Raw genomic sequence first — 15,558 nt, 5'->3', positions numbered from 1 at the left:
CGAGGGATGCCATGTCCGACCAGCACCGGCACGCGGGTGACCATGGGGACGGCCACGGGCCCGATCACGGGCACGGGCACGGGCATCCGGGGGAGGGGCGGCGCGGGATCAGGGCCGTCCTGGGCAAGATCGCCCACGCCGTCGCCCCTCACAGCCACGACACCTCCGACAAGACCGACAGCGCACTGGAAGGCAGCGACCGCGGCATGCGCGTCCTGGCCATCTCGTTCGCCGTCCTCATGGTCACCGCCGCCGTCCAAGCCGTCATCGTCGCCGCGTCAGGCTCCGTCGCGCTGCTCGGCGACACGCTGCACAACCTCGCCGACGCCCTGACCGCCGTGCCGCTGGCCATCGCGTTCTCACTCGGCCGCCGCGCCGCCACCCGCCGCTTCACCTACGGGTACGGCCGCGCCGAGGACCTGGCGGGCATCGTCATCGTGCTGCTCATCGCCGCCTCCGCCGCCCTCGCCGGGTACGAGGCCGTCCGGCGGCTGCTCGACCCCCAGGAGATCCAGGCCGTCGGATGGGTGGCCGGAGCGGCGGTCGTCGGGTTCGCCGGGAACGAGTGGGTGGCCCGCTACCGCATCAAGGTCGGCAAGGAGATCGGCTCGGCCGCGCTGGTGGCCGACGGCCTGCACGCCAGAACCGACGGCTTCACCTCGCTGGCCGTGCTCCTCGGCGCGGGCGGCGCCGCCCTCGGCTTCCCCATCGCCGACCCCGTCGTCGGGCTGCTCATCACGATCGCCATCTGCTTCGTCCTGCGGGACGCGGCCCGCGAGATCTACCACCGCCTGATGGACGCCGTCGACCCCGCCCTCGTGGACGACGCCGAACGCATCCTGGCCACGGTGCGGGGGGTGCGACGGGTGGGGTCCGTACGGTTGCGGTGGATCGGGCACGCCCTGCACGCCGAGGTCGAGATCCTCGTCAGTCACGACATGTCCGTCGTAGCCGCCCACAAGGTAGCCGTCGAAGCCGAGCACCGCCTCATGCACGAACTACCCCGCCTGCGCGCCGCCACCGTCCACACGGACCCGGACGGCCCGGCCGGCGCCGACCACCACGCCTCCCTCACCGCCCACCGCACCCCCTGACCCGCCGCGCACCACGTCCCACACCAGACCCGTAAGCTGTCCACCCACCCCACCCCGGCCACCCCCCAAAAGGACACCAACCCCCGCCGACCCTCCGCATCACGACACCGGTAGAGGGTAGGTTGGGCCGGGTGTCCGCCGCCGCCCTTCCCGCAGCCGCCCCCTCCGCCACCTCGCCCGCCACCAGGCTGGCCTGGCTGGACGCCCTGCGCGGCATCGGAGCGCTGGCCGTCGTGGCCGAGCACCTCCTGCCGTGGTTCCTGCCCGCGCTCAGGCCGTACTGGTTCAGCCTGGGCGTCTACGGCATCCTGGTCTTCTTCCTGGTCAGCGGCTACATCATCCCCACGTCCCTGGAACGGCACGGCGACGTCAGAGCGTTCTGGATCAGCCGCTTGTTCCGCCTCTACCCCCTCTACCTCGCCGTCATCGCCCTCGTCCTGGCCCTGGCCTGGTGGGTGCCGGTGCGCGGGGAGGTGCCGCGCGACGGCAGCGCGGTGGCGGCGCACGCGACCATGCTGCTGGACGTCGTCAGCGTCGGCGGCGTCGCCGACACCATGTGGACGCTGTCGTACGAGATGGTGTTCTACCTGCTGGTCACGGCGCTGTTCCTGACGCGCGGGCATGACCGCAGCGGGGCGCTGTCGATGGTGTTCGCGGCGGCGGCCGTGGTGGTGGGGCTGGTGGCGTCGGGCGCGGTGTGGAAGGGCGGGTGGCCGGCGTACGTGTCGTGCGGGGTGTTCGTCGTCGGCCTTGCGGGGGTGCTGCTGGGCAGGTTCCGCACGGCGGCCGCGTGTGTGCTGGGGCTCATGGCGGTGACGGCGCTGGTGCTGAGCAGCCGGGTGCCGTGGCTGGGCACGGCGGTGCTGGCGGTGATGTTCGCGGGGACGGCGATTCACCGGTGGGAGCGCGGGACGGGCGGGTTGTGGCCGGTCGCGGTCACGTCGGCGCTGGTCGCGATCTCGCCGCTGTGGGCGATCGAGAGCGGCTGGTGGTGGGTGCGAGCCGATGTGTGGATCACCACGATCGCGCTGGCGGGGGCGACGTTCGCGGGCGGGATGGCGTTGCGCGGGCGACGGCTGCCCAGGGTGCTGGTGTGGTTCGGGCTGATCAGCTACTCGCTCTACCTGGTGCACCATCCGCTGCTGAAGTACTTCGTGCAGATCTCCGGCGACCTGCGGCGGGCGGCGCTGCCGGTGCAGCTCGCCATGACGGCGCTGGCGGTGGCGGTGGTCGTCGGCGTCAGCGCGCTGACCTACCGGTACGTCGAGCGCCCGATGCAGGCGCTGGGCCGCCGCGTGTCACGCCGGTGCCGCGACGGGCTCCAGGGCGGCGGCGACGAGCGGGTGGCGCGTCAGGACGCCGGACACGACGGGGTCCTCGGCCATCAGGAACGCCAGGTGCCTGACCGCGTGCGCGACCACGTTGGCCAGGGCGACACGCTCGGGTGACGGCGTCGCGGGGGCCTCGCCGCGGGCGATCTCCAGCACCGGCACCTCGACGGCGGGCAGCCAGGGCGCGGGATCGGGGCAGACGGCGTACGTGAGCACGATCCGGCCGTCCGGTTCGTGACGCCAGCTCGTGGAGTGCACCACGACGCCGGGGTCGCCCGCTGTGACGCCGGCCAGCCCGCGGGCGGCAGCGTCAGGGCTTTCCCCGTGTAGTGGCTGGGTAATGGCATGCCGGTATGACCACCGCTTGTCGGTGCTCACCCGTAGCATGAGCGTCTCAACCGAGACCACGTGTCTCCCCGTCACCGACAACAACTTACTGCCAATCATATGCAACTGCATTCGTGAGGCATATGTGTCCCGCTCTTGAAACATCCCGGCGGGCCGGGTTGTAGTCGAGGGCGTGCGAGAGAGAGGCCGACACACATGCCCGGTTTGCTGGTGCTGATGGGGTCGGGCGAGACGAGCCCGACCATGGTCGAGATCCACCGCGCCGCGGCGCGGACGCTGCGCGCGGGGGCGCGGGCCGTGCTGCTCGACACCCCGTACGCCTTCCAGGAGAACCGGGCCGACATCTCCGCCCGCGCCCGCGGATACTTCGCCCGCAGCGTCGGCCTGGATGTCGAGGTCGGCTCCGCGATCACCGGCGCCGACTGGGTGTTCTCCGGCCCGGGCAGCCCCACGTACGCGCTCGACCGCTGGGCCGGCAGCGGCGTGGCCGGCGACCTGCGCGCCAGGATCCGCGCCCGGCAAGGCGTCACCGTGCTCGCCTCGGCCGCCGCCTGCACCGCGGGGCTGGCGACCGTACCGGTCTACGAGATCTACAAGGTGGGCGCCGAGCCGCACTGGCGCGAAGGCATCGACCTGCTGGAGCCGCTCGGCCTGCGCGCCGTCCTCATCCCGCACTTCGACAACGCCGAGGGCGGCACCCACGACACCCGCTACTGCTATCTCGGCGAGAGCCGGCTGTCGCGCATGGAACGCGAGCTGCCGCCCGGCACGGCCGTCCTCGGCCTCGACGAGCACACCGCCCTAATCATCGACCTGGAGAGCGAGTCGGTGCGCGTCGCCGGGCGCGGCGGCCTCACCGTGCGGCGGCCTGGCACGCTCACGGTCCTGCCCACGGGCACCCGCACCGACCTCGGCGAGCTGCGCCGCCTGGCCGAGGGCCGCGCCGGCGCCCCCGTCCCGCCCCCATCCCAGGACGTCACGGCCGACGCGCCCGCCGAGGTGACGCTGGAGGAGTCCATCCGCTCGTGCGAGGAGCTCTTCAAGGCCGCCGCCGACCGGCCCGACATGGTGGCCGCCGCCCAGGCCGTGCTCGACCTGGAGGCGGAGATCGTCAAATGGGCCGCCGACACGGAGGAGGACGCGGGCGGGGTGGAGGAGGCCAGGGAGCTGATGCGGCTGCTCATCGCCCGCCTGGGGGAGCTCGCCTCGACGGCCAGCCGGCACTCGCGGGAGCTGCCCGCGCTGGTGGAGCCGTTGCTGGGGCTGCGGGCGGAGTTGCGGGGGAAGGGGTGTTATGACGTGGCGGATGCGTTGCGGGGGGCCATGGCCCGGGGTGGGGTGGTGGTGGAGGACACGGCTGAGGGGCCGCGGTGGTCGGTGAGCGCTCCTGTCGATGACCTACGGTAATGGTAAAGACACGGTAAGGTGATCTCGTCACTCGACGTGCTCGCACAGCGACGCTTTGCCCTTGCGAAACGTGCGTGCGAGACTTTCATTCATGGAAGGCGATGAGGCGATGACTGCTCTGCCAGACGAGGGCTGGCTGGATGCCCATCCGCCGCCCAGGCGCGCCAGGCTTTTCTCCGTGCCGCACGCGGAGGATGACTACACCGTCGAGGACTGGCTGAAGCTGCCCGAAACCGGGGAGCGGATCGAGTTGATCGACGGGAGTTTCCTGGTGAGTCCCATGCCCCGATACGGCCATGCGCTGTGTGCCGGGAGGCTTCGGCAGATTCTGATCGAGGCCGCTCCGCCCGAGTATGAGGTGGTCGAGACGGGAAATCTCATCGTCGGCGAGGACGGCTTCGCGCCCGATGTGGTCGTCGGCCTCACCGAGGCCATCGTCGCGGATCCTGTCGCGCTTTCCGCCGATGACGTCGTGTGCGTTGTCGAGATCGTCAGTCCTGGCAAGGGCAACCATCGGCGCGACTATGAGATCAAGCCCCTCAAGTACGCCGCCGGCGGCATCCCGCACTTCATCAGAGTCGAGTTGCATGGCGACGGAGCGCCGCGGGCCGAGGTGTTCAGCCTCGGCGCCCACGGCTACGAACTCACCGCCGAGGCCAAGGCGGGCGACAAGTTGGCGGCGCACGTACCCTTCCCGATCGCCTTCGACCCCGCCGCACTCACCGGCGCCCGCCGCTAGAACGTCCTGGCGACCTCCCTCGCCCGCTCCTCAGCCTGCTTCCGCTCATTCTCATGCGACCCCGTCAACGTCGGATGATGCCGGATCGCCGTGACATCCCCGACCCCCGCCCACCTCAGCCACCCCTCGAAGAACGTCGACTGGTGGTCGGTCCCGAACTCCGCCCCCAGCCCCGGCCCCCACACCGCGCTCGTGTAGACGACGGCGGCGCGCTTGCCCGTGACGAGCCCGCGGTAGCCGGTCTCCGGATGCACGTCGAAGACCAGGGCGGGCTGGCTGACGACGTCGATGAACTGCTTCAGCTTGTACGGCACCCCCGAGTTCCACATGGGCACGCTGAACAGGTACCGGTCGTAGGCGTCGAAGCGTTCGAAGGTGCGCACGGCCGCGGCCCACGCGTCCGCCTGCTCGCCCTCCGGTGTGCCGCCTGCGAAGACGGTCATCTTGGCGTGTGCGGCGGCCGGGCCGAACTCGGGGAGCGTTCCGTCCCAGAGGTCGAAGTGGTCGACGGTGGAGCCGGGGTGGGTGGCGAGGTACTCGTCGGTGAAGGTGCGGGCGATGGCCAGGGAGGTGGACTGGTCTCCGCGCGGTGAGGCGGAGATGTGCAGGAGACGGCTCATGGGGCCGGGTCCTTTCGCGTGAGAGAGTGGACTGTGGTCCGGTTACAGCATGGACGATACGGACTGCGGTCCGGTTGGTCAAGCGAAAAGAAAGGCCGGGTGTGTGCACACGTTGCACACCCGGCCTGGAGGAGGGGAAAGGAGCTAGCGGCGTGGTGGGTCGATGCGGGCGCCGTCCGAGGTGAAGATCATGATGCGGGACAGGTCCACTCCGACCTTGGCGGCGTCGCCGGCGCGCCAGATGGGCCGGTTGCCGAGCCGGACGATCAGGTCCGAGCGGCGGTGGATGCCGCTGTTGGGATGTGCGCCGACCTGCTCCTGGTCCTGCCACTCCTGCTCATGCTGGCGCGGGAAGAGCCGCCGCACCAGGCCTGACAGCTTGCCGGAGCCGTTCTGGCCGCCGTTGGCGCGCCGGCCGCGCGGGTCCGGCGGCTCGGGCACCGGGACGGCGGGCATGCCGCACTCCAGGTAGGCCAGCCACTCGTGTCCGTGGTACTCCAGCGCCCGCACCCGCCCGAAGAACGACGGCCCCTCGTACGACTCCGGCACCGGGGCGAGGCCGTCCGGGCGCAGGCCCACGAGTACCTGGCCGCCGGTGTGCTGGGAGATGGCGTACGCCCTGGGATCGCTCCACGGCATCGTCAGCCTGTGCGGGCCGAAGTCGAGCATGACGTACTGGTTCTGCGGCGTCCTGACACCCGCCGCCAACAGGTTCAACTGCTGAGAGTTGAGAAAGGCCGCCACGAAGGCCGTCGCTGGATCGTTGTAAATCTGGGCCGGAGTGCCGACGTCCTGGAGGACGCCGCGATTCAGGATGGCGATCCTGTCGGCCAGCGTCAGGGCTTCGACCTGGTCGTGCGTGACGTAGACCGTGGTGACGCCGAGCGACCTGACCAGCGACGAGATCTCCATGCGCAGCTCGGTGCGCATGCCGGCGTCGAGGTTCGACAGCGGCTCGTCCATGAGGAACAGCTTGGGCTGGCGGACGATCGCCCGGCCCATCGCCACCCGCTGCCGCTGGCCGCCGGAGAGCGTGCCGGGGCGGCGGTCCAGCGTCTCGTCGATGTGCAGCGCCTTCGACAGCTCGGTGACGCGCTCGCGGACGAGCGTGGGGTCGGACTTGGCGATCTCCAGGGGGAAGGCGATGTTCCCGCGTACGGTCCGGTGGGGGTAGAGGGCGCCGTTCTGGAAGACCATCGCCACGTCGCGGTCGCGCGGGGCCAGGTGGTTGGCCATCTGGCCGTCCAGCCAGAGCTCGCCCTCGGTGATCTCCTCAAGGCCCGCGATCATGCGGAGCAGGGTGGACTTGCCGCATCCTGAGGGGCCGAGGAGGACGAGGAACTCGCCGTCTTCGGCCCGCAGGCTCAGCCGGTCGACTGCGAGGTAGTCGCCCGGATACACCTTGGTCACTTTGTCGAGAACGACCGAGCTCATGGGCTCACACCTTGCGCGCGTGTCACCTGTGACGAGGCTGATTGAAGAGGTAGTACATCGCGCCTTAACGCTACATGTCCACCCTTGACATAAAGAATCTCTTTCGTGTGCGTTTCGGACGGGAGTTTTGGGCATCCGTACACCGAAATTTCCGGATCTGGGTGGCGTGGAAGGACTTGCGTAAAGTTGCGGAAAGGGCTTTCATAGTCGGGACGTTCGGGGGACGACTCGGGGGAGACCATGACCGCTTGGTGGCGAGACGCCGCGATCTACCAGGTCTACGTGCGCAGTTTCGCCGACGGCAACGGCGACGGGGTCGGTGACCTGATCGGCGTACGCGATCGCCTGCCGTACCTCGCCGACCTCGGCGTGGACGCCATCTGGCTGACGCCCTTCTACACCTCGCCGATGGCCGACTTCGGCTACGACGTCGCCGACTACCGCGACGTGGACCCGCTGTTCGGCTCGCTCGCGGACGCCAAGTCGCTCATCGACGAGGCCCACGACCACGGCCTGCGGGTCATCGTGGACGTCGTGCCGAACCACACCTCCTCCGCCCACCCCTGGTTCCAGCAGGCGCTGCGCGGCGAGCGGCGCGACCGCTACGTCTTCCGCGACCGGCCCAACGACTGGGAGTCCATCTTCGGCGGGCCCGCGTGGACGCAGGTCGAGGACGGGCAGTGGTACCTGCACCTGTTCGACCCGTCCCAGCCGGACCTCGACTGGAACAGTGAGGAGGTGCGCGGCGAGTTCCTGTCGATCCTGCGCTTCTGGCTCGACCTGGGCGTGGACGGCTTCCGCGTGGACGTCGCGCACGGCATGGTCAAGCCGGACGGCCTGCCCGACATCGGCCGCGGCAACCAGGCCAGGATGGTCGGCAGGGAGCCGGTGCCGTTCTTCGACAACGACGGCGTGCACGAGATCCACCGCGCCTGGCGGGCCGTGCTCGACTCCTACCCCGGCGAGCGGATCGGCGTGGCCGAGGCGTGGGCGCCGACACCCGAGCGGCTGGCCAGGTACGTCCGCCCCGACGAGCTGCACCAGGCGTTCAACTTCCACTACCTGTTCGCCCCCTGGGACGCCGCCGAGCTGCGTACCGTGATCGACTCCTCGCTCGCGACGGCCGGCTCGGTCGGCGCGCCGACCACCTGGGTGCTGTCGAACCACGACGTCAAGCGGCACGTCACCCGCTACGGCAGCCTGGCGCGCGCCCGCGCCGCCGCGCTGCTCACGCTCGCCCTGCCCGGCTCCGCCTACGTCTACAACGGCGAGGAGCTGGGCCTGCCCGAGGTGCTCGACCTGCCCGCGGAGCTGTGCCAGGACCCGCAGCGGCTGCGCGACCCCGACAGCGGGCGCGACGGCTGCCGCGTGCCGATGCCGTGGACGCGCGACGGCGGCTGGAGCGACCCGTGGCTGCCCATCCCCGGCTCGTGGGCCGGGCTGAGCGTGGAGGCTCAGCGCGGTGTGCGGGGCTCGACGCTGGAGCTCTACCGGCAGGCGCTGCGGCTGCGTAAGGGGATCGAGGGCGAGCTGGTCTGGCGCGACTCGCCCGACGGCACACTGGTGTTCTCCCGCGGTGATCTCGTCTGCGCCGTCAACCTGACCGCGACAGCCGTGGACTTCGGCGTCGGAGGCGAGCTCCTGATCGCCTCCGATGTCCCTGGAGCAGCGGATTCGGCGGCCTGGTGGAAAGTAAAGTAAGCCCCATGAACGGTCACGCTCGCCTAGCCGACATCGCCGCCCAGGCCGGGGTGAGCGAGGCCACGGTCAGCCGGGTCCTCAACGGGAAACCCGGAGTCTCGGCCGCCACCCGCCAAGCGGTCATGACCGCGCTCGACCTCATGGGCTACGAACGCCCGCCCCGCCTGCGGCAACGCAGCAACGGGCTGGTCGGCCTGGTGACGCCGGAGCTGGACAACCCGATCTTCCCCGCGTTCGCGCAGGCCATCGAGAAGGCGCTGACGCAGCACGGCTACACGCCCGTGCTGTGCACCCAGCTCCCCGGCGGCGCGCCCGAGGACGAGTTCACCGAGCTGCTCGTCGATCGCGGCGTCAGCGGCATCGTGTTCGTCTCGGGGCTGCACGCCGACACCACCGCGCGGATGGACCGCTACACCCGCCTGACCGACCGCGGGCTGCCCATCGTGCTGGTCGACGGCTACAGCGAGCACATCGACGCGCCCTTCATCTCGCCCGACGACCGCATGGCCGCCCGGCTCGCCGTGCAGCACCTGGTCGATCTGGGCCACGAGCGCATCGGCATCGCGCTGGGGCCGCGCAGGTTCGTGCCGGTGATCAGGAAGATCGAGGGCTACCGGCAGGCCATGTCGCAGTTGCTCGGCTCGGCCGACGTCGACGACCTGATCGCGCACTCGCTGTTCTCGGTGGAGGGCGGGCAGGCCGCCGCCGCCCAGTTGCTCACCCGCGGCTGCACCGGCATCGTCTGCGCGAGCGACCTGATGGCGCTGGGGGCGATCCGCGCGTGCAGGGAGAAGGGGCTGTCCGTGCCGGGAGAGGTGTCCGTGGTCGGCTTCGACGACTCGCCGCTGATCGCGTTCACCGACCCGCCGCTGACGACCGTGCGCAAGCCGATAGGAGCGATGGCCTCGGCGGCCGTGCAGACCCTGCTCGAAGAGGTGAACGGCGCGCCCGCCAAGCACGTCGAGCTGATCTTCCAGCCGGAGCTGGTCGTCCGCGGCTCCACGGGCTCGGGCCCGCTGGTCAACCGGTGAGGCCGCCCCGGGGGAGCGCGAACACGTGAGCGCCGACGTCCTCGTCCTGGGCGGGTCCGGGGTCGACACCACCGTGTACGTGCCCGAGCTGCCCCTGCCCTACCGCGACACCTACCACGTGCCGCCGGTCGTCGACCGGATCGGCAACACCGGCTCCGGCGTCGCGCTCGGCTGCCACGCGCTCGGGCTCGGCGTCGTCTTCGCCGACCTCATCGGCGACGACCCGCAGGGCGCGCTGATCCGCGACGCGCTGCGCGGCCTCGACTGCCGCTGGGGCCGGGCCGAGGCGGGCACCACGCGCAGCGTCCTGCTGGTCGGCCCCGACGGGCGCCGCCTGTCGCTGCACGACCCGAAGGCCACACCCGGCGAGCGCCTGCCCAGGCAGCTCTACGCCGGCGTCGCCGCCCGCCACGCGCACGTCTCGATCACCGACCGGTGCCGCGACGTCTACGCCGGCCTGGAGTGCGAGTCCGTCTCCACCGACCTGCACGACTGGGACGGCGCCAACGACTACCACAAGGACTTCGCCTACCGCTCGGACCTGGTGTTCCTGTCGTCCACCGCGCTGCGCGACCCGGCGGCGGCGATGCGTCACATCCTCGCGCGCGGGCGCGCCCACACGGTCGTGTGCATGCGCGGCGCCGACGGCTGCCTCGTCCTGACGCGCGCCGACGCCGACGCCGACGTGCGCGCCTTTCCCGCCGTCCCGCTGCCCGGGCCGGTGGCCGACAGCAACGGCGCGGGCGACGCGTTCGTCTCCGGCTTCCTGTACGGACGGCTGCGCGGCCGGTCGCTGGAGGAGTGCGTACGGCTCGGCGCGATCGCCGGGGCGCACGCCTGCACCGTCGCGGGCACCCACGAGTCCCCGATCACCGAGCCGCTGCTGCTCGCCAGGGCCCAGGCCCTGGTCGGCTGAGCGCCGTCCGAGAACCTGGGCTCAGACGCTGGACTGGGAACGGTCGAGCTCCCGCCAGGCCCGGCAGACGAAGGGCGGCACGGAGATCAGCAGGTAGACGCCGGTGAAGGCGAACAGGGTGGCGCCGAGGCCGATGACCGCGGTGAGCGAGCCCGCCAGCAGCCCCCCGATCGGCATCCCCGCGTACGCGGCGGCCGTCATGGTGCCGATCACCCGGGCCCGCATCCGGGCGGGGATCCGGCTGTACTGCAGGACGCCGAGGATGGGGTTGATCGCGCCGGCGGCGAACCCGGACATCGCCGTGACGGCGAGCGCCGCCGGCAACGGCACGCCCATGGCCAGCACCAGCACGCGCGGCACCCCGGCCAGCAGGAAGCAGAACCCGTACGTGAGCCGCATCGGTAATCGCTTGCCCGCGGCCCCGTACACGATGGTCCCGGCCACCGCGCCCGCGCCCAGCGCGCCTGTGAGCAGCCCGAACGCCCTGGGGTCGGTGGCGACCTCGCGCGCGTAGAGCGCGAGCAGCACCTGCGTCACGCCCGTGTCCAGCAGGTTGACCACCACGATCATCGCGGTGGCGCTGAGTTGCAGCCGGTCGCGCCACAGGAACGCCAGCCCGGTCCGCAGCCCGCTCAGGTACCCGCCGGGCTCGCGCCGTCTCCGCGTCCCGCGCGGCACCCCGGCGGCGATCAGCGTCGCGGACAGCAGGAACGTCACCCCGTCCACGAGCAGCAGCACGCTCGGCCCGAGCCACAGGATCAGCACCCCGGCCAGCGGCGCGCCCACCATGGCTGCCGCGCGGTAGACGCCGTCGTAGGCGGCCGTGGCCCGCTCGATGCGCACGCCCGCCGCCGTGGACAGCTCCGGCAGCATGGCCTTGCGCGCCGTCTCGCCGGGGGTGGCCGCCAGCCAGCGCAGGAACAACAGCGCCAGCAGCAGCGGGTAGCTCAGCCCGCCGGTGAGGAACAGCGCCGGCACGGTCAGCACGATCAGGCCGCTGACCAGGTCCGACAGCACGCTCACCGCGCGGAACCCGAGCCGGTCGGCCAGCGTGCCGCCGAGGGCGGCGGAGATGACGATGGGGAGCGTCGTGGCGAACGAGGCCAGCCCCGTGAGCATGGCGCTGCCGGTGGTCTCCAGCACGAACCAGGGGACGGCGAGGATGGACAGCATGGTGCCGGTGACGGAAAGGGCGTTGGCGGCGAGCAAGGTGATGAATGGACGCCTCACGCGGTATGCCCCCGGGCGACGATTCCGGACTGCCAGCGTTTCTCATGGGCGGGTTGTGGTCAAGAGAGCACGTTTCTGCTGGCCTGTCGTATATAAGGTGCTTTGATAGTATTATTCGCAAGATAGGACGCTTGGGGCTCGCGCATGACGCCGCGGAGTCAGATGCTGTTGACATCCGAGAAAAGGAGTCCCATGTTCCGCTGGGAGATCGTCCGGGCGGTCACCGAGTGGCGGCCGCGGGCGCTCGTCGGCGCCGGCACCGTGCTCGACGAGGCCGCCGCCCGCGCCGCCGTCGAGGCCGGGGCGCGCTTCCTGGTCGCGCCCGGCCTGAACCCCGCGGTGATCCGCACCGGGCACCGCTACGGCGTGCCGGTCTTCCCCGGCGTGGCCACGCCGACGGAGATCGTCCGGGCCCTGGAGGAGGGCGCGGACGCCGTCAAGCTCTTCCCCGCCTCGGCGGTCACCCCGTCCTGGCTGCGCGACGTGCGGGCCGCGCTGCCGCAGACCCCCGCCATCCCGACCGGCGGCGTGACCCTGGAGAACGCGCCCGACTGGATCGCCGCCGGCGCGGTGGCCTGCGGCATGGGCTCCGCGCTGACCTCGGGCGGCGCCCAGGCGGCCGGTGAGCGCGTCGCGGTCCTGCTCAAGCGGCTCGCGCAGGCGGGCTGAGGGGCGTGAAGCTCCAGGGCCTGCACGGGCAGGTGGTCGACGGTCTCGGCCGGTCGCTGGCCGCGGGTGAGCTGCGCGCGGGCGAGGTGCTGCGGCTGGAGGACGTCCAGAAGCGGTTCGGCGTCTCCCGTACGGTCGCCCGCGAAGCCGTACGCGTGCTGGAGTCGAAGCGGCTGGTCAGCAGCCGCCCGCGCGTCGGCGTCACCGTCCGGCCGATGAGCGCGTGGAACCTCTACGACCCCCAGGTGATCCGCTGGCGCCTCACCTCGCCCGGACGCCAGGCGCAACTGCGCGAGCTGGCCGAGCTGCGCGCCGCCGTCGAGCCCGCCGCCGCAGCGCTGGCCGCCGGGCACGCCACGCCCGAGGTGCGGCGGGAGCTCATGGACCACGCGCGCGCCCTCACCGCCGCCGCCCGGTCCGGCGACCGGGAGGGCTTCGTGACCGCCGACGCCGCCTTCCACCGGGTGCTGCTCGGCGCGTCAGGCAACGGCATGTTCGCCCAGCTCGCCCAGGTGACAGAGGAGCTGCTGCTGGCCCGGCGCGACCTGCTGCTCATGCCCGAGCAGCTCGACAACCCCGGCGTGCGCCGCCACCTCGACGTCGCCGCGGCCGTCGCCGAGGGGCGGAGCGAGGACGCGGCGCGGGCGGCCGGGTCGATCGTGGCCGCCGCGCGGGACGAGGTGGAGGACCTGCTCGACGGCACCGGCTGCCCCCTCGCCACCTGACTCCTCTCACAGCGCGGACGGGTCGTGCTTCAGCAGCAGCACGGCGATGTCGTCGGCGGGCCGGCGGGCCGACATGGCGTGGTCGAGCAGCGCGTCCGTGAGCTGCCACAGCGGCTCGCCGCAGCCCCGGGCGAGGTGCCGGCCGAGATCGTCGATGCACCGGTCCAGATCGACGCCGGGCAGCTCCACCAGGCCGTCGGTGTAGAGGGCGAGCACGGCCTCAGGCGGGAACGGCACGTTCAGCGTCGGGTACTCCGCGTCCGGGTCGATGCCCAGCAGCGGGCCCGCGGGCACGTCGATGACGTCGGCGTGCCGCCGAGGCAGGCACAGCAGGGGCGGCGGGTGCCCGGCGCTGGCCGCGCAGAAGGTGCGCAGCCGCAGATCGACGTGCACCAGCAGGCAGCTCGTGAACAGGTCGGTGCCCAGCTCGACCAGCAGCCGGTTGGTGTGCTGCAGCACCTTGCCCGGGTTGGCCCCGGTGACGGTGAACGCGCGGATGGCGGTGCGCACCTGGCCCATGAGGGCCGCGGCGGTCATGTTGTGCCCCTGCACGTCGCCGACGACGGCGGCGACCGAGCCGTCCTCCAGGCTGAGCAGGTCGTAGAAGTCGCCGCCGATGCCCACCCCTCGGGTGGCGGGCACGTACCTGGCGGCGGTCTGCAGTCCAGGGATGTGCGGCAGCGCGCCGGGGAGCAGGGCGGTCTGCAGGCTGTGCGCCAGCCGGTCCTTGATCTCGTACAGCATCGCCCGGTCCAGCGCCTGGGCGATCAGCCCGGCCAGCGCGTTGAGCGCGACCCGCTCCTCAGGGGTGAACCGGTGGGCGTCGGTGAAGGCCAGCACGCAGGTGCCGATCCGCTGATCGGAGACCGAGAGCGGCAGGAACGCCCAGGCGGCGGCGTCGTCCGTGCGCACGGCGTCCGGGTAGGCGCCGAGAAGCTCCTCCCAGGTGTCGAAGAACGCGGGCCGCCCGGTCTGCATGACCCGCTCGGCGGGGGTGGGCGAGGTGACGGGCAGGCCGTCGATCCGGTCGAGCACGTCACGGGGGTAGCCGTGCGAGCCGACGATGCGCAGCCTGCTGCCCTCGGCCACCAGCAGGGCCATGGCGTGCACGCCGTACACGGGGGCGACGTGGTCGGCGACCAGGTCGACGACCTCGCGGACGTCCAGGGCGTGGGTGAGCGTGGACGCCATGTGCAGGAAGTTCAGTGAGTCGTTCGACGGCGGCGCGACGGCGGCGTCCGGGTCGAGGGGCGTGGGCTCGCGGCCGTTCCCGTCGCCGGCGGGGGCGATGTGCAGGCTGACCCCGGACGGCGCCGGGTGCAGCCGGATCTCCAGCAGGCGGCCGTCGGGATGCCCCGCCAGGCAGGTGACCGCCTGCCGGCCGATCACCGCGGCGCGGCAGCGCTCCTCGAACGCCGAGTCCCGCAGTCAGGGCACCCGGTCCCACAGCAGGCATCCCCGCACGGGCGAGCCGTCGAGGCCGAACAGCGCCGCCGCGACGGGGTTGCAGAAGGTGATGTGCCCCTCGATGTCGATGGCGGCGATGCCGTCGGTGAACCGGCCCAGGCAGTCCAGCGCGGCCGGGACGTGCTGCGCGTCCATCGCCCCCGGACGCGGCGCGAGCACGGTGTGCGGCTGCCCGATGGCCCGCATCGGGCGTCCGCTCTCCTCGGCGCTCGTCAGCAGCTCCCCGATGCGCAGGGCGGCGCGCTCGATGGCGGACAGCTCGCCCGGGGACAGGAGGGCCGGGTGGCAGGCGGGCCAGACCAGGCCCAGCGACCCCGCCACGCGCGCCCCGCTGTGGACGGGGGCCGCGGCGATGGCGAAGGGGTAGGGGACGGACAGCGCCGCGGCGGGGAACCGGTGGGCCAGGTCGTCCGGCCCCGACACCCAGACCAGCTCGTCGCGGCGGGCGGCCGCGGCCACCGGGGCGGCGGCCTTCGCCCTGAGGCGCGTCCACGGCTTGGCGCCCCAGGCCGGCAGGCCGAGGTCCGCCTCCAGCAGCAGCACCCGGCGCGTCTCGTGCAGCAGGTACAGCACGACGATGTGCGCCCCCGTCTCGGCTGACGCCTCGACCAGCGCCTCGTCCACGGCCGCGCGCACGTCCCCGCCCGGAATTCTGGGGCGGGGCACGTCCAGGTGATCGCAACTGTCCGGCGTCGGGCCTTCAGTTGTCAGCCGTTGCGACATACGTCAACGGTAAGCAGCCGAGGCGGAGGCAAATGTACATATTTGTCCTCTCCGGACGGGTTGCAGGGCAGGCGCTTGCGACCCCCATGCCCGCCCGTGACCCAGCCGGATGGAGGCTTGTAA

The 15,558-nt window shown here is 72.1% G+C and carries 14 protein-coding genes; 9 read left to right on the top strand and 5 right to left on the bottom strand.

Going from position 1 to position 15,558, the window contains the following annotated elements; translation table 11 throughout:
* Positions 1 to 11: 11 nt before the first annotated feature.
* The 4 genes from FXF51_RS49775 (at position 12) to FXF51_RS49760 (ending at position 4,919) form a co-directional block, all read left to right on the top strand.
* On the top strand, positions 12 to 1,094 hold the full coding sequence (locus tag FXF51_RS49775) for a cation diffusion facilitator family transporter (protein ID WP_148441850.1): 1,083 nt from the start codon (positions 12 to 14) through the stop codon (positions 1,092 to 1,094).
* Between the two features lie 131 nt (positions 1,095 to 1,225).
* Positions 1,226 to 2,542 carry an acyltransferase family protein gene (locus FXF51_RS49770; protein ID WP_187415008.1) on the top strand — a complete coding sequence of 439 codons (1,317 nt, stop codon included), beginning with the start codon at positions 1,226 to 1,228 and terminating at the stop codon, positions 2,540 to 2,542.
* Between the two features lie 426 nt (positions 2,543 to 2,968).
* Positions 2,969 to 4,180 carry a hypothetical protein gene (locus FXF51_RS49765; protein ID WP_148441848.1) on the top strand — a complete coding sequence of 404 codons (1,212 nt, stop codon included), beginning with the start codon at positions 2,969 to 2,971 and terminating at the stop codon, positions 4,178 to 4,180.
* Positions 4,181 to 4,271: 91 nt separating this feature from the next.
* On the top strand, positions 4,272 to 4,919 hold the full coding sequence (locus tag FXF51_RS49760; protein ID WP_148441847.1) for a Uma2 family endonuclease: 648 nt from the start codon (positions 4,272 to 4,274) through the stop codon (positions 4,917 to 4,919).
* Here FXF51_RS49760 and FXF51_RS49755 read toward each other — a convergent pair.
* Both FXF51_RS49755 and FXF51_RS49750 read right to left on the bottom strand, forming a co-directional pair.
* On the bottom strand, positions 4,916 to 5,539 hold the full coding sequence (locus FXF51_RS49755; protein ID WP_148441846.1) for an FMN-dependent NADH-azoreductase: 624 nt from the start codon (positions 5,537 to 5,539) through the stop codon (positions 4,916 to 4,918). The two genes, FXF51_RS49760 and FXF51_RS49755, sit on opposite strands and share 4 nt — an antisense overlap.
* 144 nt (positions 5,540 to 5,683) lie before the next feature.
* Complete coding sequence (locus FXF51_RS49750; RefSeq protein WP_148441845.1) at positions 5,684 to 6,973, bottom strand: ABC transporter ATP-binding protein; 1,290 nt, start codon at positions 6,971 to 6,973, stop codon at positions 5,684 to 5,686.
* Positions 6,974 to 7,213: 240 nt separating this feature from the next.
* On the opposite strand from FXF51_RS49750, the gene FXF51_RS49745 reads away from it, so the two are divergent.
* Genes FXF51_RS49745 through FXF51_RS49735 form a run of 3 tightly spaced genes read left to right on the top strand, consistent with a single transcriptional unit; the run spans position 7,214 to position 10,621 of the window.
* Positions 7,214 to 8,674 (top strand): glycoside hydrolase family 13 protein, encoded by a 1,461-nt coding sequence (locus FXF51_RS49745; RefSeq protein WP_148441844.1) that lies wholly within the window; start codon positions 7,214 to 7,216, stop codon positions 8,672 to 8,674.
* Between the two features lie 5 nt (positions 8,675 to 8,679).
* Positions 8,680 to 9,705: a LacI family DNA-binding transcriptional regulator gene (locus tag FXF51_RS49740; protein ID WP_148441843.1), complete on the top strand. Its 1,026-nt coding sequence runs from the start codon at positions 8,680 to 8,682 to the stop codon at positions 9,703 to 9,705.
* 25 nt (positions 9,706 to 9,730) lie between these two features.
* Positions 9,731 to 10,621: a carbohydrate kinase family protein gene (locus FXF51_RS49735; RefSeq protein ID WP_148441842.1), complete on the top strand. Its 891-nt coding sequence runs from the start codon at positions 9,731 to 9,733 to the stop codon at positions 10,619 to 10,621.
* A gap of 21 nt (positions 10,622 to 10,642) precedes the next feature.
* On the opposite strand, the gene FXF51_RS49730 is transcribed toward FXF51_RS49735, so the two are convergent.
* Positions 10,643 to 11,851: an MFS transporter gene (locus tag FXF51_RS49730; protein WP_148441841.1), complete on the bottom strand. Its 1,209-nt coding sequence runs from the start codon at positions 11,849 to 11,851 to the stop codon at positions 10,643 to 10,645.
* 192 nt (positions 11,852 to 12,043) lie between these two features.
* On the opposite strand from FXF51_RS49730, the gene FXF51_RS49725 reads away from it, so the two are divergent.
* Positions 12,044 to 12,520, top strand: a complete 477-nt coding sequence (locus FXF51_RS49725) for a bifunctional 4-hydroxy-2-oxoglutarate aldolase/2-dehydro-3-deoxy-phosphogluconate aldolase (RefSeq protein WP_148441840.1) — start codon at positions 12,044 to 12,046, stop codon at positions 12,518 to 12,520.
* Between the two features lie 5 nt (positions 12,521 to 12,525).
* Positions 12,526 to 13,245: a FadR/GntR family transcriptional regulator gene (locus tag FXF51_RS49720; protein ID WP_262380400.1), complete on the top strand. Its 720-nt coding sequence runs from the start codon at positions 12,526 to 12,528 to the stop codon at positions 13,243 to 13,245.
* A gap of 6 nt (positions 13,246 to 13,251) precedes the next feature.
* Here FXF51_RS49720 and FXF51_RS49715 read toward each other — a convergent pair whose 3' ends face one another.
* Both FXF51_RS49715 and FXF51_RS49710 read right to left on the bottom strand, forming a co-directional pair.
* A complete protein-coding gene (locus FXF51_RS49715) occupies positions 13,252 to 14,634 on the bottom strand; it encodes a PP2C family protein-serine/threonine phosphatase (protein ID WP_148441839.1) in 1,383 nt (460 codons plus the stop codon).
* Between the two features lie 39 nt (positions 14,635 to 14,673).
* The gene (locus tag FXF51_RS49710) at positions 14,674 to 15,435 is read right to left on the bottom strand and encodes a GAF domain-containing protein (protein WP_148441838.1); all 762 of its coding nucleotides are present in this window, start codon (positions 15,433 to 15,435) and stop codon (positions 14,674 to 14,676) included.
* Positions 15,436 to 15,558: the final 123 nt, after the last annotated feature.

It is taken from the genome of Nonomuraea sp. PA05 (genome assembly GCF_008086045.1).
GTDB lineage: Bacteria > Actinomycetota > Actinomycetes > Streptosporangiales > Streptosporangiaceae > Nonomuraea > Nonomuraea monospora.
Note: the sequence above shows the minus strand (reverse complement) of the source record. Positions and strands in the feature narration are given on the sequence as shown.